This window comes from Arhodomonas sp. SL1 (assembly GCF_052060015.1).
Classification (GTDB): Bacteria; Pseudomonadota; Gammaproteobacteria; order Nitrococcales; family Nitrococcaceae; genus Arhodomonas.
The window spans coordinates 152,165-169,788 of record NZ_JBPODZ010000005.1; the positions used below are offsets into that span (position 1 = coordinate 152,165).

Below are 17,624 nucleotides of genomic sequence, written 5' to 3' on the forward strand. Positions count from 1 at the left end.
AATGGTCAGGCTTCGTCCGCCGGGGTCTCCGCCGCTCCCGACGGTGTCCCCTCGGGCAGGTAGAGATCACCCTTGCGGCCGCAGCCGGTCACGGCCAGGAGGAGGGCCAGGGCAACGGTCGCGACGGCGAGTGTTCGAAACGGCATGGGACCTCCCGTGTGAGCGCGCCAGTATAGCGAGGATCGGCCGCCGTGTTGACCGCGTCCTTGGGCTGCTAAGCTGCCGGCCGGTTGCGACATCGGAGGAGCTATCCCATGAACGACGAATTGCTGGAATCCGTGGAGGTGGGCCCGGCGGAGGGTGCTACCGCGTCGGTGATCTGGCTGCACGGCCTCGGCGCCGACGGCCACGACTTCGAGCCCATCGTCCCGGAGCTCGGGTTACCCGACACGGCCGCGGTACGCTTCGTCTTTCCCCATGCGCCGGTGCAGCCGGTGACCCTCAACGGCGGCATGGCCATGCGTGCATGGTACGACCTCTACGGGCTCGGCGAGTCCATGACCGAGGACGCCCGCGGCATCGCCGCGAGTCAGGCGCGGATCGAGGCGCTGATCCGCCGTGAGCACGAGCGCGGCGTCCCGGCGCGGCGGCTGGTGCTGGCGGGCTTTTCCCAGGGCGGTGCCGCGGCACTGCACACGGGCCTGCGTCATCCCGAGCGGCTGGCCGGGATTATGGGGCTTTCCACCTACCTGCCCCTGCGCGAACGCCTCGGCGAGGCGGATGCCGCCAACGCGGAGACACCGCTGTTCCTCGCCCACGGGACCATGGACCCGGTGCTGCCCTTCGAGCTGGGCCGCACCTCCAAGGAGCATCTCGAGGCGGCCGGCTATGCGGTGGAGTGGCACGAATACCCCATGCAGCACGCCGTCTGCCTGGAGGAGATCCGCGCCGTCGGTGCCTGGTTGCGGCGGGTGCTCGGGCTCTGACCGCCTGCCTCTCCCGCTCAGCCGTCCGTATCCGCCTTCCGTGCCGGTGCGGGCTCCGGCAACAGCTGTCCCAGGCGGAGGCCGGGTACCCCCGGCGGGTTGGTGATCGACCCGTCGGCCACGGTAGCGTCGGCCTCGGTCTCGGCGACGGTGAAGCGCAGCACCCCGATCCGCTGGTCGCTCGCCGTCATCACGTCAATGCGCCATTGTCCCACCGGCTCCTCGGGGAAGTTCTCCTTGTGGGTCCATGCGCGATAGCCCTCGGCGCGGCCGCCGTGGATCACCAGGGGGATGCGGTCAACGAGTTTCCCGTCATGCCGCCATTCGTGAAAGACCTTCTCCCGCAGGCCGCGCGGGGCGTGGATGGATGTATAGGCATATAGCCCGTTGCCGGTCAGCGCCTCCGCGGTCAGCGGCATGTTGCCCCGGGGGGCGCGCTGCTGCTCATCGAACTCCGGGGACAGCGCGCTGCCGGAGATCCACAGGCTCGCTGGCGGGACCCAGACCCGCCCGCTCCATCCGGCGAGGGCGAGGGCCGGGAGCAGCGTCAGCACCGCGAGACCGTGGCGCCCGGTCACGGGGCGCAACAGGTGCAGCACGCTGGGCAGGCTGAACACGATCATCGCCGCCAGGGCCAGCAGCAGGCTCTCGCCGGTGGTCAGCTTCAGCATCACTGGGAGCGCGACCAGCACCACTAGGAAGACACACTGGGCATGGAAGGCGAAGTAGAGCCACCGGGAGCGCTCGGCGAGCCGGTAGTACACCGGATCGAGGATCGAGAGCAGGGCCATAGCAATAATGAGCAAGGTGAACAGGGCCTGACCGCTGCTCCAGACCGTGGTGGCGAGCAGGAACGGGAGGGCGAAGAATAGGGTTTCCTGGTGGACCATTTGGGTGACGAAGGTGGTCACGGCCCGCGGCATGGCGGGATAGCCGCGGCGGGCAAGCCCGCGGCCTATCACCCCCTCGAACAGCAGTAGCAGCCAGCTCAGTAGCATACCCAGGGCGAGCGCGCCGCCGAGCCACTGCTGGCGCTCCACCAGGAAGAAGCTCGCCAGGCCGAGGAGCAGGGCTGTGGGTGGCCATAGCCCGCTCCAGGGACGGGCCCGTGCCACCCACCGCTCCACCAGATCCTGCACCGCCCGCAGGCGTGGGGCATCGCGGGTGGTGGTGGGCTCCTGGTGGTCCGGCGAGGTGAGGCCGTTGTTCATGGGCGAACCCTACCAGCACGGGGCCCCGAGGACAGTCTGTCGCCAAACGGCGACCGGCCGCGATCTGCCGGGGGGGATCCGCGCCGTCGGTGCCTGGTTGCGGCGGGTGCTTGCCCTTTGAATCCGCGCACCGCAATGGTGCCCCATGGTGTTGCGCACTGCACCATAGGGCATCAACCCGTTCCTTTCCGTTGCTGCCAGGGGATGGTAACCGTCTGACTAGCATGAGGTGTATCGAGTTGGCATGATCCCTGAAACCCTTCCGTGGTGGGCACCGCAGGTGGCGGTGCCGCTCATCCCAGCGACCGAGGAAGGGGAATCATGCGCCAATCCATCCGCCAGTATCTCGCCGGGGCCGTCGCCGCCGCCGCTGTGACCAGCGCCGGCCCCGTCCACGCCGCCGAACCCATCAAGGTGGGGGTGCTTCACTCGCTCTCCGGCACCATGGCCATCAGCGAGTCCACCCTCAAGGACACCATGCTCATGCTCATCGAGCAGCAGAACGCCGAGGGCGGCGTGCTCGGCCGCGAGCTTGAGCCCGTGGTGGTCGACCCGGCCTCCGACTGGCCGCTGTTCGCCGAAAAGGCCCGCGAGCTCATCACCCAAGAAGAGGTGGACGTGATCTTCGGATCCTGGACCTCGGTGTCGCGGAAATCGGTGCTGCCGGTGGTCGAGGAGCTCGAGGTGCCGCTGTTCTACCCGGTCCAGTACGAGGGGGAGGAGTCCTCCAAGTACGTCTTCTACACGGGGGCGGCGCCCAACCAGCAGGCCATCCCGGCGGTGGATTACCTGCGCAACATGCTCGGGATCGAGCGCTTCGTGCTCGAGGGCACGGACTACGTCTACCCGCGCACCACCAATAAGATCCTGGAGCGCTATCTCATGGATCGGGGTGTGGCCGAGGAGGACATCCTGGTCAACTACACGCCCTTCGGCTTCTCCGACTGGCAGAGCGAGGTCGCCCGGATCAAGGAGTTCGGCTCCCAGGGCAAGCCCACCGCGGTGGTCTCCACCATCAACGGTGACGCCAACGTGCCCTTCTACAAGGAGCTCGCCAACCAGGGTGTCTCCGCCGCCGATATCCCGGTAATCGCCTTCTCGGTGGGCGAGCAGGAGCTCTCGGGCATCGACACCGCGCCCCTGGTCGGGCACATGTCTGCCTGGAACTACTTCCAGAGTGTGGAAACGCCGGAGAACGAGGCCTTCATCGAGGCCTGGCACGAATACATCGGTGACGAGTCGCGGGTCACCAATGACCCTATGGAGGCCCATTACATCGGCTTCAACATGTGGGTGCAGGCGGTGGAGAAGGCCGGCACGCCCGATCCCGAGGCAGTGGTGGATGCCATGATCGGCGTGACCGCCCCCAACCTGACCGGCGGCGTCTCGGCGATGATGCCCAATCACCACATCAGCAAGCCGGTGCTCATCGGCGAGGTGCAGGACGACGGCCAGTTCGCCGTGGTCTGGGAGACCCCGGGGATGGTGCCGGGCGACGCCTGGTCGGATTTCCTGCCCGATAGCGCCGAGATCATCGCCGACTGGCGCGAGCCGCTGGCCTGCGGCAACTACAACGTCGCCAGCGGCGAGTGCTCGGGCCAGGACTACTGAGCCGCCAAGGGGGCGGCGTCCGCCGCCCCCTATTATGGATGCGGAGAGCCGATGATGATGCCACGAGCGCGGGGCTACCGCTGGCTACTGGTGCTACTCCTTGCCGTCTCTTTGCCGGCCGCCAGTGCCGATCTCGGCGAGCTGCTCGGCGAGCTCGATACCCGGAATTTCCGCACCAAGGCGGAGGTGGCTGAACGTATCGCCGATTCGGGCCATTCCCGGGCACTGCCGGTGCTCCAGGCACTCGGCGAGGGCACGCTGTATTTCCACCGCCCGGAGGATCGCGCGGTAATCCGCCACGGTGAGGGGCAGGTGGCGGATGCGGTGACCGGCGAGCCGGTGATGGTCACCGGGGAGCTGGACAAGGTGGTGGTCAATATCCTGATGCGCCGCCAGATCGCCAAGGCCACCGCGCGCCTGAGCCTGGCGGCGGAGGTCCCTGAGGTACGCCTGGAGGCGGTACGGGACCTCTTCGGCGAGCTCGATCAGGCCACCGAGGCGGTGGTGCGCGAGCGCCTGCCCGCCGAGGAGGATCCCCAGGTGCGCGCTGCCTTGCAGACGGCGCTGGCGCTGGCCGATCTGGAGTCGGGGGATACCGCGGAGCGGCTCACGGCAGTGGAGCGGCTGCGCGGCCAGCTCTTTGACAGTGCCCGCAACGCCCTGCGCGAGGCGAGCGCCGACGAATCCCTGGCGCCGGCGGTGCGCGAGGCCGCCGGCCGCGCCTACGAGGCCACGGTAACCCGGGTGCGTATCTACGGCCTGCTCGAGCAGATGTTCTACGGCTTGTCCCTGGGTTCGGTGTTGTTACTCGCCGCCGTCGGCCTGGCCATCACCTTCGGGGTCATGGGCGTGATCAACATGGCGCACGGCGAGCTGATCATGCTCGGCGCCTATACCACCTACGTCATGCAGCAGGTCCTGCCGGGACAGGTGGGTATCGCATTGGTGCTGTCGCTACCAGCGGCGTTCCTCGTGGCCGGCGCCTTCGGCATCGCCATCGAGCGCGGGGTGATCCGCCACCTCTATGGCCGGCCCTTGGAGACGCTGCTGGCCACCTTCGGCATCAGTCTAATCCTCCAGCAGCTGGTGCGTACGGTGTTCTCGCCGCTGAACCGCTCGGTGAGCGCCCCGGAGTGGCTGAGTGGCTCCATCGTCATCAATCCGGTGTTCTCGCTGACGATCAACCGGCTGGTGATCATCACCTTCGCCCTGGCGGTGTTCGTGACGCTGGTGCTGGTGCTCAAGCGCACCACCCTGGGGCTGAAGGTCCGGGCGGTGACCCAGAACCGGGGCATGGCCCGGGCCGTCGGCGTACGCAGTGACTGGGTGGATGCGCTGACGTTCGGCCTCGGCGCCGGGGTGGCCGGTATCGCCGGGGTGGCGCTGTCCCAGCTCACCAACGTGGGTCCGAACATGGGCCAGGCCTACATCATCGATTCGTTCCTGGTGGTGGTATTCGGCGGCGCCGGAAATCTGCTCGGCACCTTGGTGGGCGCGTTCAGCCTGGGCGTGCTCAACAAGTTCCTGGAGCCGGTCACCGGCGCGGTGCTCGCCAAGATCCTGGTGCTGGTATTCATCATCCTGTTCATTCAGAAGCGGCCGAAGGGGCTGTTCCCCCAGCGCGGCCGCGCAGCGGAGGCGTAATCCATGGCCATGGCCAATGCCCGGCGCGTGCTGCTCGGTGCCCTGCCGGTGCGCTCCAGCAGTGATGTCCCTGGCCGGGTGCTCATCGCACTCCTGCTTGCCGCCGCCGTGGCGGTACCCGCGGCGAGTCTGCTGGCCACGGAAGGGTCGGCGCTGCATATCTCCAGCTATACGGTGACCCTGCTGGGGAAATATCTCTGCTATGCCTTGCTGGCGCTGTCCATCGATCTGATCTGGGGGTACTGCGGAATCCTCAGCCTGGGCCACGGGGCCTTCTTCGCCCTCGGCGGCTATGCCATGGGCATGTATCTAATGCGCCAGATCGGCACCCGCGGCGTCTATGGCGACCCGGTGCTGCCGGATTTCATGGTCTTCCTCAACTGGGAGTCCCTGCCGTGGTACTGGCACGGGCTCGATCACTTCCCGCTGGCGGTCATGGCCATGTTCGCGGCCCCCGGGATCGTCGCCTTCCTGTTCGGCTGGTTGGCCTTCCGTTCCCGCGTGACCGGGGTGTATCTATCGATCATGAGCCAGGCCCTGACCTATGCGCTGATGCTGGCGTTCTTCCGCAACGAGATGGGGTTCGGCGGCAACAACGGGCTCACCGACTTCAAGGAGATCCTCGGCTTCGACATCCAGGCGGACGGGACCCGGGCGGCGCTATTCGCCGCCTCGGCCCTGGCCCTCGCTGGCGGCTACGCGCTGTGCCGGTTCATCGTCGCCAGCAAGCTAGGCCGCGTGGTCACCGCCGTGCGTGACAGCGAGGCCCGGGTACGCACGGTGGGCTACCGGGTGGATCACTACAAGGTGTGGCTGTTCACCGCCTCCGCCATGCTCGCCGGCGTCGCCGGGGCGCTGTACGTGCCGCAGGTGGGCATCATCAATCCCGGCGAGTTCGCCCCGCTGAAGTCCATCGAGGCCGTGGTCTGGGTGGCCGTGGGCGGGCGTGGGACCCTCATCGGGGCGGTGGTCGGTGCCCTGGCGGTGAATTACGGCAAGACCGTGTTCACCGGGCTCTGGCCGGATGGCTGGCTGTTCGTCCTCGGTGGCTTGTTCGTGCTGGTGACGGTGTGGTTGCCCGGCGGGCTCGTGGGTCTGTTCCGTCGGCGTGCCCAGGAGGCGACATGACGATGCTCGCGGAGGTCCTGCAGCGGGACCGGGTCTTCGACTTCACGCTGCCGCCGCCGGATTTCTCCGCGGCACCGGATACGCGGCACGGCCCCATACTCTACCTGGAGGATGTGACCGTGTCCTTCGACGGCTTTCGGGCCCTGGACCAGCTGAGTCTCTACATCGACGACGGCGAGCTGCGCTGCATCATCGGCCCCAATGGCGCGGGCAAGACCACGATGATGGATGTAATCACGGGGCGTACCCGTCCGGATAGCGGCAGTGCCTGGTTCGGCAGCCGTATCGATCTTCTCCGGCTGTCCGAGACCGAGATCGCCCGCGGCGGGATCGGCCGCAAGTTCCAGACGCCAACGGTGTTCCCCCACCACAGCGTGGCCGAGAATCTGGAGCTCGCCATGGCGGCCGACAAACGCGTGTGGCCGACGCTGTTCGCGCGCATGGACAGCGCCGACCGCGACCGGCTCGCCGAGGTGCTCGCGCTGATCGGTCTGGCATCGCTGGAGCGCCAGGCCGCCGGTGAGCTCTCCCACGGCCAGAAACAATGGCTCGAGATCGGCATGCTGCTGATGCAGAACCCGCGGGTGCTGCTGGTGGACGAGCCGGTGGCCGGGATGAGCCAGCAGGAGATGGAGCAGACCGGGGTGCTGTTGCAGCGTCTCGCGGGCCACCATTCGGTGATCGTCGTCGAGCACGATATGGCCTTTGTCCGCTCCATCGCCCGGCGGGTGACGGTGCTTCACCAGGGCAGCATGCTTGCGGAGGGGAGCATGGACGAGGTTCAGAACGACCCGCGGGTGGTCGAGGTGTACCTCGGTGAGTAGCGGCCGTCCGTGGACGCAGACGGTCCGGTACCGGCTCCCCGCGCGAGCCCAACCAGCGATGTGGAGTCGGCCGCCCGTTATCAACCCGTCACGGGAGGAACGTATAGCCCTATGCTCACAGTGAAGGGCCTCAACCAATACTACGGTCAGAGCCATATCCTGTGGGATGTGGACTTGGAGGTGCCTGCCTGCTCGTGTACCTGCTTGATGGGGCGCAACGGGGTGGGCAAGACCACGGTGCTGAAGACCCTTATGGGGCTGGTGCCTGCCGCCTCCGGCACCATCACCCTGGAGGGTGCGTCCATCGACCGGCAGCCTACCGAGGCACGGGCCCGGGCCGGAATCGGCTATGCGCCCCAGGGTCGGGAGATCTTCCCGCAGCTCACGGTGGAGGAGAATCTGCGCATCGCCCGGGCCGCGCTCGGGCGCCGGGATATCCCCGAGCGTGTCCACGAGCTGTTTCCGGTGCTCCATGAAATGCGCCACCGCCGTGGCGGGGATCTCTCCGGCGGCCAGCAGCAGCAGTTGGCGATCGGGCGTGCGCTGTGCCTGGAGCCGCGGCTGCTGGTGCTCGACGAGCCCACCGAGGGCATCCAGCCCAACGTCGTCCGGGAGATCGGCGACGTCATCCGGCGCCTCAACCGCGAGGAAGGGCTCACCGTGTTACTGGTCGAGCAGAAACTGCCCTTCATCCGCCGAGTGGCGGACCGCTTCGTGATCCTCGATCGCGGCCGGCGCGTGGCCGCGGGGGCCATGGACGAGCTCGACGACACGCTGGTCAGCGAGTATTTGACCGTGTGACCCACCGCCCGGCGGTCTGTGGCTTCACCCCTCGCGAAGGCGTTCCCGCGCGGCGGCTACTTGGGCGCGGACCTGGGCGGGGGCGGTGCCGCCGGTGTGGTCCCGGGCCGCCACGGAGCCCTCCAGGGTGAGCACGTCGAAGACATCGTCACCGATGGCGGGGGAGAAGTGGCGCAGCTCGTCGAGCTCCATCTCCGCGAGGTCGCGGCCGCGCTCGACGCCGTAGCGCACCGCCCGGCCGACGATCTCGTGGGCGTCGCGGAAGGGCACGCCGTTGCGCACCAGGTAGTCGGCGAGATCGGTGGCGGTGGCGAAGCCGCGGCGGGCGGCCTCCCGGGTATTCTCCCGCTTGACCGTGAGGTTGGGCACCATGTCCGCGAAGGCGCGGAGGCTGGCGACCACCGTGTCCGCGGCGTCGAATAGCGGTTCCTTGTCTTCCTGGTTGTCGCGGTTGTAGGCCAGCGGCTGGCCCTTCATCAGCGTGAGCATGGTCTGCAGGGCACCGTGGACGCGGGCGGTCTTGCCGCGCACGAGCTCCGCGACGTCCGGGTTCTTTTTCTGCGGCATGATGGAGCTGCCGGTGCAGTAGCGGTCCGGCAGGTCGATGAAGTCGAACATCGGCGAGGACCAGAGCACCAGCTCCTCGGCCATGCGGGAGAGGTGGGTCATGATGGTCGCGCTCGCGGACAGGAACTCGATGGCGAAGTCCCGGTCGGAGACTGCGTCCAGGGAGTTACGGCTGGGGGCGTCGAAGCCGAGCTCGGCACAGGTCATGTCCCGGTCCACCGGGAAGGTGGTCCCGGCCAGGGCGGCCGAGCCCAGGGGCATCACATTGGCGCGCTCGCGGCAGTCGGCGAGGCGGCCCTCGTCGCGCACCAGCATCTCGTACCAGGCGAGCATGTGGTGGCCGAAGGTGATGGGCTGGGCCACCTGCAGGTGCGTGAACCCCGGCATGACGGTCTCGGCCTCGCGCTCGGCGAGGTCCACCAGCCCCGCCTGGAAACGGCGCAGCAGCGCGATGGCCTCGTCGATGGCCTCGCGCAGCCAAAGCCGAACGTCGGTGGCGATCTGGTCGTTGCGCGAGCGAGCGGTGTGCAACCGTTTGCCGGCATCGCCGATACGCTCGGTCAGCCGTGCCTCGATGTTCATGTGGACATCCTCGAGGGACGGCGACCACGGGAACTCGCCGCGTTCGATCTCCTCGACGATGGCGTCCAGGCCCTCGACGATGGCCCGGGTGTCGGCATCCGAGAGCACGCCCACGTGGTTGAGCATGCGCGCGTGGGCCTTGGAGCCGCGGATGTCCTGACGGTAGAGGCGGCGGTCGTAGTGCTCGGAGGCAGTGAAGGCCTCGACGAAGGCATCGGTGGCCTCGGTGAAGCGACCGCTCCAGAGCGGGTTGCTGGTATCGTCGGTCATGATGGTGTCCGATAGGCGATGAGTGGCGGCGACCGCGGCGCAGTATACCAACTCCGCGGCGCTCGGCGTGCCACTCCGGGCTACCATCGGGGGCAGGCATGGCGGGAGGGCCAGCAGTGGCGGCACAGGGTAGTTTCCTGCCGGATTTCTGTACGCGCACCAATGTATTCACGGTAGTGGTCACCGCCGAGCTCCTGGCCTTCGTGCTGGTGCTGGCGCAACCCGACGGTGGCAGCTGGCAGGCGTTGGGGCTGGTGTCACTGCTGGTGCAGTGGATCGCCCTCGGCAGTGCCGCGCTGCTGTGTTACCTGCGCCCGTTGCTGGCACGTCAGCCCGGGCCTTGGGCCGCGGCGGTCAGCTACGTGCTGGTGCTCGTCGTCACCGCCGTGGTGAGCGAAGGGGCCTGGTGGCTGGCCGGGCCGTTGACCGAGCAGGGCCATGCCCTGTTCGTGGGCCGCGCCGTTGCCGTGGCCGCCATCGTCGCCCTGGGGGTGCTGCATTACCTGTACGTCCAGCACGAGTGGCGCAGCCGCATCCAGGCGGCGGCGGAGGCGCGGAATGAGGCACTGCAGGCGCGCATCCGGCCCCACTTCCTGTTCAACAGCCTCAACACCATCGCCTCCATGATCACCGTGGCCCCGGGGCGCGCCGAGCGCCTGGTCGAGGACCTGGCGGATCTCTTTCGTGCCACCCTCGGGCGCAGCGAGCGTCTCGTCCCCCTGTCCGAGGAGCTGTCCTTGGTGGAGGGTTACCTGCGCATGGAACACGAGCGCCTCGGCGAACGCCTGTCGGTGGTCTGGCGCACCGGGTCCCTGCCGGGTGAGGCCCTGATCCCGCCCCTGACCCTGCAGCCGCTGTTCGAGAATGCGGTCTATTATGGCGTGGAACCGCGGCGGGAGGGCGGCACCCTCATGGTTACCGGGCGCGTGGTCGGCGAGATCGTCCTGGTGGAGCTGGTCAACCCCCTGCCGCCGGCGACGGCACGCACGCCGGGGTTCGGCATGGCGCAGTCCAATGTCCGCGAACGTCTGGCCCTTGCCTTCGGTCATCAGGCGTCGCTGGAGGTCAACGAGCGGGAAGGCGTCTATCATGTGATAGTGCGGTTTCCCTATCGGCGAGGGGTGGCCGATGAAAATACTGGTAGTTGACGACGAGGCACCGGCGCGCCAGCGCTTGGCGGCAATGATCGCGGAGCTCGGTGACTGGGAGGTGGCCGGCGAGGCCGCCGATGGCGACCAGGCGCTGGCCCAGGTGGATCGGCTAAGGCCCGACGTGGTGCTGCTCGATATCCGCATGCCCGGCCCCAGTGGCCTGGAGGTGGCTGCGCGTCTCAGCCAGATGCCCCATCCACCGGCGGTGATCTTCGTCACCGCCCATGGTGATCATGCCCTACAGGCCTTCGAGACCGCCGCCATCGATTACCTCCTGAAACCCGTGCGCAGTGAGCGCCTGGCCGCCGCGCTGGAGCGGGCCCAGCGGCTCAACCGCGCCCAGTTGGAGGCCCTGCAGCTGTCGGCGGATAACGACGGCCGCGAGCACATCCTGTGCCGGCGCCGGTCGGGCATTGAGCTCATCCCGGTGGATAGCGTGCGTTATTTCATGGCCGATCAGAAGTACGTCACGGTCAATCATGAGCGTGGCGAGGATCTCATCGAGGACTCCCTGCGCAAGCTCGAGGACGAGTTCAAGGGGCGCTTCGTGCGCATCCACCGCAAGGCCCTGGTCTCCCGCGATCGCCTGGTGGGCCTGGAGAAGGGACGGGACGGGCGCACCTATGCCGTGCTCGAGGGCACGCCCGACCGCCTCGAGGTCAGTCGTCGCCACCTGCCCCAGGTTAGGGGCCTGCTGCGGGCCGCGCGCGTGAGTTGAGCCCTGCGTTCGTGGCATCCTGTAGGGCCGATTGGCTGCCAGCGAGTCCATCCATGTCCCGCGATCGCATCCGAATCGCCACCCGTCGCAGCGCCTTGGCGTTATGGCAGGCCGAGCATGTCGCCGAGGCGCTGCGCCGCGCCCACCCGGGCCTGGAAGTGGAGCTGGTGGGCATGAGCACCAGGGGCGATGAGATCCAGGACCGACCGTTGGCTGCCATCGGCGGCAAGGCGCTGTTCGTCAAGGAGCTGGAGCGGGGGATCTTCGAGGACCGCGCGGACATCGCCGTCCATTCCATGAAGGACGTGCCCGCGGAACTCCCCGAGGGGATGCACCTGCCGGTGATCCTGGAGCGCGATGACCCCTTCGACGCCTTCGTTGCCAACGAGCATGAGGGGCCGATGTCCCTGCCGGAGGGCGCCCACGTGGGCACGGCGAGCCTGCGCCGGGCCTGCCAGCTGCTCTGGCACCGTCCGGACCTGCGGGTGTCGTCGCTGCGCGGCAACGTCCAGACCCGGCTCTCCAAGCTGGATGCCGGCGAGTTCGACGCCATCGTCCTCGCCGCCTCCGGGCTGCGCCGCCTGGGGCTCGGAGAGCGCATTCGCCGGCCCCTGAGTCCCGAGGAGAGCCTGCCCGCGGTGGGCCAGGGGGCGCTCGGCATCGAGTGCCGTGCGGAGGACGCGGAGCTCAACGCCCTGATCGCACCCCTGCGCCACGACGACACCTTCGACCGGGTGAGCGCCGAGCGGGCGGTGAACCGGCGCCTGGAGGGCAGCTGTCACGTGCCCATCGCGGCCTATGCCGTGCTCGAGGGGGATGCAATCCACCTGCGTGCCTTGGTCGGCAGCCCGGACGGGCGCACGGTGCTGCATGCCGAAGGCCGCGCCCCCCGGGGCGAGGGCGAGCACCTGGGCCGATCGTTGGCGGAGGATCTGCTCTCGCGGGGCGCCGGGGCACTGCTCGCTGAGGCCGGGGGCGAATGAGCCGGGCGCTGGAGGGCGTCGGTGTCGTGGTTACCCGCCCGCAGGGGCGTACCCATGCCCTCGCTGCCGCCCTGCGGGCGGAGGGCGCGCAGGCGCTGGAGCTGCCCACCATTGATCTGACCCCCCTCGATGACGCCGCGGCGCAGGCACGGGTAGAAGCCGCCCTGGCGGCCGCTGACTGGGCGGTGTTTGTCAGCCCGGGCGGGGTCGAAGTAGCCCTGGAGCGCTTCGGCAGTCGGGGGATCGCACGGCCGGAGGGGGTGCGGATCGCCGCCGTCGGCCCGGGTACGGCGGCGGCGCTTCGCCTTCGCGGATGGCCGGTGGATGCCAGCCCGGCCGCCGGCGGGGGCGCGGCGGAATTGCTGGAGACCGCTGACTTCGCTCCGCGGCCGGGGGCGAGCTGTGTCATCCTCGCCGGCGAGCACGGTCGCGATGTGCTCGCCGAGGGGCTGGCGGACCGGGGCGTGCGGGTGACCCGCCTCGCCGTCTACCGGGCGATGATCCCGACTGTGGATCCCGCTGCGGCGATCCAGGGCTGGCGGCAGGGGCGGCTGCAATACACAATCGTCACCAGCGTGACTGGCCTGGAACACCTGCGCCGCCTGCTCGGCCCTTCCGGCTGGGCGGCGGCATGCAATAGTCGCATGGTCACGGTTTCGGCGCGGGTCGCCGACCGGGGCCGGGCACTCGGTATCGATACCGCCGCTGTCGCCGCCGATCCCGGGGATGAAGGGATCGTCCAGGCGCTTCGCCGGGCGGTGGATGCATCATAGGAGTCGCGAATGACGGATAAGCAGGACGAAACCAGGACCTCCGGGACGGAGGAGGGCAATGCCACGGAAGAGTCCCGGGGGAGAGGGCCGGCGACGCAGCCTCAGGGCTCGGGTGGCGCCGGTGCTCAGGGGCTGGCCATCGCCGCGCTGGTGCTCTCCATCATCGCCTTGGTGGGCATGCTGGTGGGTGGCTGGTGGGGTTGGCAGCGCTATCAGGCGTTCGCCGAGGGCCAAGGCGATTTGGTCGATGCCTCTGAGCTGGCGGCCCGTAGCGAGGCCCTGTCCGAGCGGATCGCCGAGCTCCGTGGCCGGGTAACGAGCCTGGACGAGCGCAACGCCGGTCGTGATCAACAGATCGCGGGGCTCGAGGAGTCCATCGATACCCTGCGTCAGCAACAGTCGGACCTCACCGCCCGGATGGACCGGGTTACCGAGCTCGCCCAAGTCAGCCGCGATGACTGGCGCCGCTCCGAGGCCGCTTACCTGGCCAACGTGGCCGTTCATCGGGCGCGTTACTACCAGGATGCCGATGCCGCCCTCGGGGCATTGAGAGAGGCCGACCGCCTGCTTGCCGCCCTCGGTGGCGAGGGCATCGGCGAGCGTAAGGCCATCCGTGAGGCGATCGACCTGCTGCTGGACGCGGACGTGCCGAAGGTGGCGCGTACCGCCGAGGAGATCGGTGAGATCGCCGATGCCGTGGATGGGTATCGCCTGCACGCCGGGGCCCAGCCCCTCTCGGACGAGGAGGCGGCCGGGCCGGATTCCTGGGGCGCCGAGGAGGCCGTATCCGGGGCCTTCGGTGACGCCTGGGAGCAGTTCCGCGGCGCCATGGGCGAGCTCGTGGTGGTCTCCGGGCCGGAACGGGAAGTGGTGCCGCTGCGGCCCATCGAGGAACGCTACTTCCTGCGCGAGAACCTGCGCCTGCGCCTGGAGGGGGCTCGACTGGCCGCGCTTCAGGGTGATACCAGCACCTACCGCGACGGGCTCGAGCGGGCCCGTGAGTGGCTGCAGCGCTACTACGACAGTGGCGACCCGGCGGTGGCCGAGGCCGTGGATCGCCTCGCCGCCCTCGCCGAACGCCCGGTCACCGTGGACCTGCCGGAGATCGAGTCGGTGCTCGGCCCGGTCCGCGAGTTCGATTGAGGGGAGGCGTCATGCGCAAGCTGTTCATCGCACTGCTGCTGCTCATCGCGAGCATGGCCGCCGCCCTGTGGCTGCGTGATCACCAGGGCTTCGTGATCCTGAAATTCGGTGAGTGGTCTTTACAGACCAGCCTGGTGGTGTTCGCCGCGGCGCTGCTCGTGGCCTGGGCGGTGCTGAGCCTGGCCTGGACATTGGTGGTGCGGCTGGTCACGACGCCGCGCGGCATGCGCCGGTGGATCCGCGGGCGCCGGCGCAGCCGTAGCCGTGAGCGCCTGGTCAACGGACTGATCCAGCTCGCCGAGGGTCACTACGAGCAGGCGGAGCGGATGCTTACCCGCCAGGCGGAGGCGGACGAGTTGCCCCTGTTCCACTACCTGCTCGCCGCCATCGCCGCGCACCGTCGCGGGGATACCGACGAGCGTGACCGCTTCCTCAGCCTCGCCGACGAGAGCGAACCCGGCGCCACAGTGGCCGTGGGCCTGTTACAGGCGCAGCTTCAGCTGGAGTCCCGCCAGTGGGAGAAGGCGCTGGCGACCCTGTCGTGGCTGCATGAGCGGGCGCCGGGCAACCGCCGGGTGCTGTCCATGCTCTATCATTGCTCCCTGCACCTGGAGGACTGGGAACGGGCCCGGGCGCTGCTGCCCGAGCTCCGCCGCAACCATGCCTTGCCCGACGGCGAGCTCTCCGGCCTGGAGAACCGCCTCGCCAAGGAGCGGCTGGATGCAGCCACGGCGCCGGGGGCGGAACAGTCACTGGCTTCCATCTGGCAGGGGCTTTCCCGGGCGGAGCGCCGGGAACCCGAGCTGCGCGCCCACTACGCCCGCTGCCTGATCCGGGCCGGGGAGTCCAGCACCGCGGCGGAGCTGCTGCGGGGCTGGCTGCGCCATGACTGGGATGATCGGTTGGTCGAGGCCTGGGGCGAGCTGGATGACGATTATCCGGGGGATCAGGCCTACACCCAGGCCGAGAAATGGCTGTCCCATCGCCCGGAGGATGCGGTGCTGCTGCGCGCGGCGGCCCGCCAGGCCCTGCGTGCCGGGCTCTGGGGCCGCGCCCGCAGCTGCCTGGAGGCGGCGGTGGCGCGGGATGCCGATGCCGCCACGGAGCGGCTGCTCGGTGACCTCTACGACCAGCTCGGCGAGTCCGAGCTGGCCCGCAAGGCCTGGCGCCGCGCCCTGGACCGCGGCCTCGGTCGCCCGGCCATGGAGGTGCCGGCGCTGCCGGCGCGGGCGGCCACCGGCACGGAATCGCCCTAGCGCGGCTCGAGGATGGTGGAGCCGGTGGTCCGCCGTGCCTCGAGGCCGCGGTGGGCCTCCGCCGCCTCTTCCAGGGGCAGGCGCTGATTGATTTCGAGGCGCACCGCCCCCTGGCCGACCACCTCGAAGAGCTCGGTAGCCGTGGCGAGCAGGTCCTCGCGGCGGGCCGTGTAGGTGAAAAGGGTCGGGCGGGTGAGGAACAGCGAGCCCTTCTGGGCCAACACGCCGATATTCAGCGGCTCGACCGGCCCCGAGGACTGCCCGAAGCTGACCAAGGTGCCCATGAGGCGCAGGCAGTCCAGGGAGCCGTCGAAGGTGTCCCGCCCCACGGAGTCGTAGACCGCCGCCACCCCCGCGCCGCCGGTGATCTCCCGTACCCGTGCCACGAAGTCCTCCTCGCGGTAGTTCACCGGGTGGGTGCAGCCGTGCGCGCGGGCCAGCTCCGCCTTCTCAGCGCTGCCGACGGTACCGATCACCGTGGCCCCGAGGTGGCTCGCCCACTGGCAGGCGATGAGCCCGACGCCGCCGGCGGCGGCGTGGATGAGCACGGTGTCGCCGGGTTGGACGCGATAGGTCCGGCGCAGTAGGTACTGGGCGGTCATGCCTTTGAGCATCATCGCCGCCGCCTGCTCATCGCTGATGCCCTCGGGGACAGGGACCAGGCGGTCGGCGGCGATCACCCGCGCCTCGGCATAGGCCCCGGGTGGCGGCGCGGCGTAGGCGACGCGGTCGCCCACGCTGAGCTCGGTGACGCCCGCGCCCACCGCCTCCACCACACCGGCGGCCTCCATGCCCGGCGTGAAGGGTAGCCCCGGCGGGGTGTAGAGCCCGGTGCGGAAGTAGACGTCGATGTAGTTCACGCCGATGGCGGTATGGCGGACCAACGCCTCGCCGGGGCCCGGTTCGGGGACATCCACCTCCTCGAGGTGCATCGTCTCGGGGCCGCCGTGCTCGTGGATGCGGATTGCCTTGCTCATGTCTGCCTCCCGAGGCTGAATATCTCGTCGTTGGCTACCCGGGCCAGCGGGCGGACCCAGCCCTGGAGCTCGCGCAGGACGATCTCGCCGAGGGCGCGGATATGGTCCTCGCGGTCGTTGAGGCAGGGGATGTAGTGGAACGCCCCCCCGCCGGCCTCCAGGAACAGCTCCCGGTTGCCGATGTTGTTCTCCTCCAGGGTCTCCAGGCAGTCGGCAGCGAAGCCGGGGCAGATCATGTCCACCCGGGCGACGCCGCGGCGAGCGAGCCGCTGGAGAGTGACGTCGGTATAGGGCTTGAGCCATTCCTTGGGCCCGAAGCGGGACTGAAAAGTGGTCTTCCATTGGCCGCGCTCGAGCCCGAGGCGTCGCGCCACCGCCTGCGCGGTTCGGCCACAGTGCACCGGGTAGGGATCACCCTTCTTGACGTACTCCTTGGGGATGCCGTGGAAGGACAGCAGGAGTATGTCGCCGCGGTCGTGGCGGCGCCAGTGCTCATCCACCGAGGCGGCGAGGGCATCCACGTAGCCCGGGTGATCATGGTAGTCGCGGATCACCCGTAGGTCCGGCACCCGCCGACGGCGGGCCATAGCGGCGCCAAGGGCGTCATACGTGGAGGCGGTGGTGGCGGCGGAGTACTGCGGATACAGCGGTAGCACCGCGATCTTCTCGGCGCCGGCGCGCTCCAGCTCCGCCACCGCCGACTCGATCGAGGGGTTGCCGTAGCGCATCCCCACCGCCACCGGGATGGGGCGGCCGGTGCGCTCGGCGACGTGCCTGCGCACTGCCTCCGCCTGGCGCCGGGTGATGGTGAGCAGTGGCGAGCCCCCCTCGGTCCAGATCTTGCGGTAGGCCTCCGCGGACTTTCGTGGCCGGGTTCGCAGGATGATGCCATGCAGCACCAGCCACCAGGGCAGCCGTGGCGCCTCCACCACCCGAGGGTCCCATAGGAATTCCGCCAGGTAACGCCGCAGCGCCGCGGTCTCCGGCGCGTCCGGTGTGCCCAGGTTGGTCAGCAGTATGCCGATGGGCGCATGGGTGGTGGTGCTCAAGACTGCCTCC

At 69.2% G+C, this 17,624-nt stretch carries 17 protein-coding genes; 12 read left to right on the plus strand and 5 right to left on the minus strand.

Translation table 11 applies throughout. The features are described 5' to 3' along the window. Nucleotides 1-5: 5 nt before the first annotated feature. A complete protein-coding gene (gene lptM, locus ACQ754_RS09225) occupies nucleotides 6-146 on the minus strand; it encodes an LPS translocon maturation chaperone LptM (RefSeq protein WP_440996726.1) in 141 nt (46 codons plus the stop codon). Nucleotides 147-254: 108 nt separating this feature from the next. Here lptM and ACQ754_RS09230 point away from each other — a divergent pair, with 108 nt between their 5' ends. Then, a complete protein-coding gene (locus ACQ754_RS09230; RefSeq protein ID WP_440996727.1) occupies nucleotides 255-926 on the plus strand; it encodes an alpha/beta hydrolase in 672 nt (223 codons plus the stop codon). 17 nt (nucleotides 927-943) lie between these two features. Here ACQ754_RS09230 and ACQ754_RS09235 read toward each other — a convergent pair whose 3' ends face one another. Beyond that, on the minus strand, nucleotides 944-2,137 hold the full coding sequence (locus ACQ754_RS09235; protein WP_440996728.1) for a DUF5924 family protein: 1,194 nt from the start codon (nucleotides 2,135-2,137) through the stop codon (nucleotides 944-946). A gap of 321 nt (nucleotides 2,138-2,458) precedes the next feature. On the opposite strand from ACQ754_RS09235, the gene urtA reads away from it, so the two are divergent. From urtA to urtE, 5 genes are all read left to right on the plus strand, one after another. Beyond that, nucleotides 2,459-3,748, plus strand: a complete 1,290-nt coding sequence (urtA, locus tag ACQ754_RS09240) for an urea ABC transporter substrate-binding protein (RefSeq protein ID WP_440996729.1) — start codon at nucleotides 2,459-2,461, stop codon at nucleotides 3,746-3,748. Between the two features lie 51 nt (nucleotides 3,749-3,799). After that, a complete protein-coding gene (gene urtB, locus ACQ754_RS09245) occupies nucleotides 3,800-5,392 on the plus strand; it encodes an urea ABC transporter permease subunit UrtB (protein WP_440996730.1) in 1,593 nt (530 codons plus the stop codon). A 3-nt stretch (nucleotides 5,393-5,395) separates the two neighbouring features. After that, nucleotides 5,396-6,520, plus strand: coding sequence for an urea ABC transporter permease subunit UrtC (urtC, locus tag ACQ754_RS09250; RefSeq protein ID WP_440996731.1), 1,125 nt, complete (start codon nucleotides 5,396-5,398; stop codon nucleotides 6,518-6,520). Further along, the gene (urtD, locus tag ACQ754_RS09255) at nucleotides 6,517-7,344 is read left to right on the plus strand and encodes an urea ABC transporter ATP-binding protein UrtD (protein ID WP_440996732.1); all 828 of its coding nucleotides are present in this window, start codon (nucleotides 6,517-6,519) and stop codon (nucleotides 7,342-7,344) included. Before urtC ends, urtD begins: the two co-directional genes overlap by 4 nt. 111 nt (nucleotides 7,345-7,455) lie before the next feature. After that, a complete protein-coding gene (gene urtE / locus ACQ754_RS09260; protein WP_440996733.1) occupies nucleotides 7,456-8,145 on the plus strand; it encodes an urea ABC transporter ATP-binding subunit UrtE in 690 nt (229 codons plus the stop codon). Nucleotides 8,146-8,169: 24 nt separating this feature from the next. Here urtE and argH read toward each other — a convergent pair whose 3' ends face one another. After that, entirely contained in the window at nucleotides 8,170-9,564 is a 1,395-nt protein-coding gene (argH, locus tag ACQ754_RS09265; RefSeq protein WP_440996734.1) for an argininosuccinate lyase, read from the minus strand. A 116-nt stretch (nucleotides 9,565-9,680) separates the two neighbouring features. Here argH and ACQ754_RS09270 point away from each other — a divergent pair, with 116 nt between their 5' ends. From ACQ754_RS09270 to ACQ754_RS09295, 6 genes are read left to right on the plus strand one after another with little or no spacing between them, the layout of a single operon-like run. Then, entirely contained in the window at nucleotides 9,681-10,712 is a 1,032-nt protein-coding gene (locus tag ACQ754_RS09270; RefSeq protein WP_440996735.1) for a sensor histidine kinase, read from the plus strand. Beyond that, entirely contained in the window at nucleotides 10,693-11,433 is a 741-nt protein-coding gene (locus tag ACQ754_RS09275; RefSeq protein WP_440996736.1) for a LytR/AlgR family response regulator transcription factor, read from the plus strand. The genes ACQ754_RS09270 and ACQ754_RS09275 overlap by 20 nt, the downstream gene beginning before the upstream one ends. A 53-nt stretch (nucleotides 11,434-11,486) precedes the next feature. Further along, on the plus strand, nucleotides 11,487-12,416 hold the full coding sequence (gene hemC / locus ACQ754_RS09280) for a hydroxymethylbilane synthase (RefSeq protein WP_440996737.1): 930 nt from the start codon (nucleotides 11,487-11,489) through the stop codon (nucleotides 12,414-12,416). After that, a complete protein-coding gene (locus ACQ754_RS09285) occupies nucleotides 12,413-13,189 on the plus strand; it encodes a uroporphyrinogen-III synthase (RefSeq protein ID WP_440996738.1) in 777 nt (258 codons plus the stop codon). The genes hemC and ACQ754_RS09285 overlap by 4 nt, the downstream gene beginning before the upstream one ends. 9 nt (nucleotides 13,190-13,198) lie before the next feature. Continuing rightward, nucleotides 13,199-14,332 (plus strand): uroporphyrinogen-III C-methyltransferase, encoded by a 1,134-nt coding sequence (locus tag ACQ754_RS09290; RefSeq protein ID WP_440996739.1) that lies wholly within the window; start codon nucleotides 13,199-13,201, stop codon nucleotides 14,330-14,332. A gap of 11 nt (nucleotides 14,333-14,343) precedes the next feature. Beyond that, nucleotides 14,344-15,588: a heme biosynthesis HemY N-terminal domain-containing protein gene (locus ACQ754_RS09295; RefSeq protein WP_440996740.1), complete on the plus strand. Its 1,245-nt coding sequence runs from the start codon at nucleotides 14,344-14,346 to the stop codon at nucleotides 15,586-15,588. On the opposite strand, the gene ACQ754_RS09300 is transcribed toward ACQ754_RS09295, so the two are convergent. Together ACQ754_RS09300 and hemH are read right to left on the minus strand one after the other, a co-directional pair. Continuing rightward, nucleotides 15,585-16,565, minus strand: a complete 981-nt coding sequence (locus ACQ754_RS09300) for a quinone oxidoreductase family protein (protein WP_440996741.1) — start codon at nucleotides 16,563-16,565, stop codon at nucleotides 15,585-15,587. The two genes, ACQ754_RS09295 and ACQ754_RS09300, sit on opposite strands and share 4 nt — an antisense overlap. Next, the gene (gene hemH, locus ACQ754_RS09305) at nucleotides 16,562-17,614 is read right to left on the minus strand and encodes a ferrochelatase (RefSeq protein WP_440996742.1); all 1,053 of its coding nucleotides are present in this window, start codon (nucleotides 17,612-17,614) and stop codon (nucleotides 16,562-16,564) included. Before hemH ends, ACQ754_RS09300 begins: the two co-directional genes overlap by 4 nt. Nucleotides 17,615-17,624 lie beyond the last annotated feature (10 nt).

Coding starts and splice junctions, on each gene's coding strand:
- lptM (WP_440996726.1), bottom strand. CDS start 146: ATGCCGTTTCGAACACTCGCCGTCGCGACCGTTGCCCTGGCCCTCCTC.
- ACQ754_RS09230 (WP_440996727.1), top strand. CDS start 255: ATGAACGACGAATTGCTGGAATCCGTGGAGGTGGGCCCGGCGGAGGGT.
- ACQ754_RS09235 (WP_440996728.1), bottom strand. CDS start 2,137: ATGAACAACGGCCTCACCTCGCCGGACCACCAGGAGCCCACCACCACC.
- urtA (WP_440996729.1), top strand. CDS start 2,459: ATGCGCCAATCCATCCGCCAGTATCTCGCCGGGGCCGTCGCCGCCGCC.
- urtB (WP_440996730.1), top strand. CDS start 3,800: ATGATGATGCCACGAGCGCGGGGCTACCGCTGGCTACTGGTGCTACTC.
- urtC (WP_440996731.1), top strand. CDS start 5,396: ATGGCCATGGCCAATGCCCGGCGCGTGCTGCTCGGTGCCCTGCCGGTG.
- urtD (WP_440996732.1), top strand. CDS start 6,517: ATGACGATGCTCGCGGAGGTCCTGCAGCGGGACCGGGTCTTCGACTTC.
- urtE (WP_440996733.1), top strand. CDS start 7,456: ATGCTCACAGTGAAGGGCCTCAACCAATACTACGGTCAGAGCCATATC.
- argH (WP_440996734.1), bottom strand. CDS start 9,564: ATGACCGACGATACCAGCAACCCGCTCTGGAGCGGTCGCTTCACCGAG.
- ACQ754_RS09275 (WP_440996736.1), top strand. CDS start 10,693: ATGAAAATACTGGTAGTTGACGACGAGGCACCGGCGCGCCAGCGCTTG.
- hemC (WP_440996737.1), top strand. CDS start 11,487: ATGTCCCGCGATCGCATCCGAATCGCCACCCGTCGCAGCGCCTTGGCG.
- ACQ754_RS09285 (WP_440996738.1), top strand. CDS start 12,413: ATGAGCCGGGCGCTGGAGGGCGTCGGTGTCGTGGTTACCCGCCCGCAG.
- ACQ754_RS09290 (WP_440996739.1), top strand. CDS start 13,199: ATGACGGATAAGCAGGACGAAACCAGGACCTCCGGGACGGAGGAGGGC.
- ACQ754_RS09295 (WP_440996740.1), top strand. CDS start 14,344: ATGCGCAAGCTGTTCATCGCACTGCTGCTGCTCATCGCGAGCATGGCC.
- ACQ754_RS09300 (WP_440996741.1), bottom strand. CDS start 16,565: ATGAGCAAGGCAATCCGCATCCACGAGCACGGCGGCCCCGAGACGATG.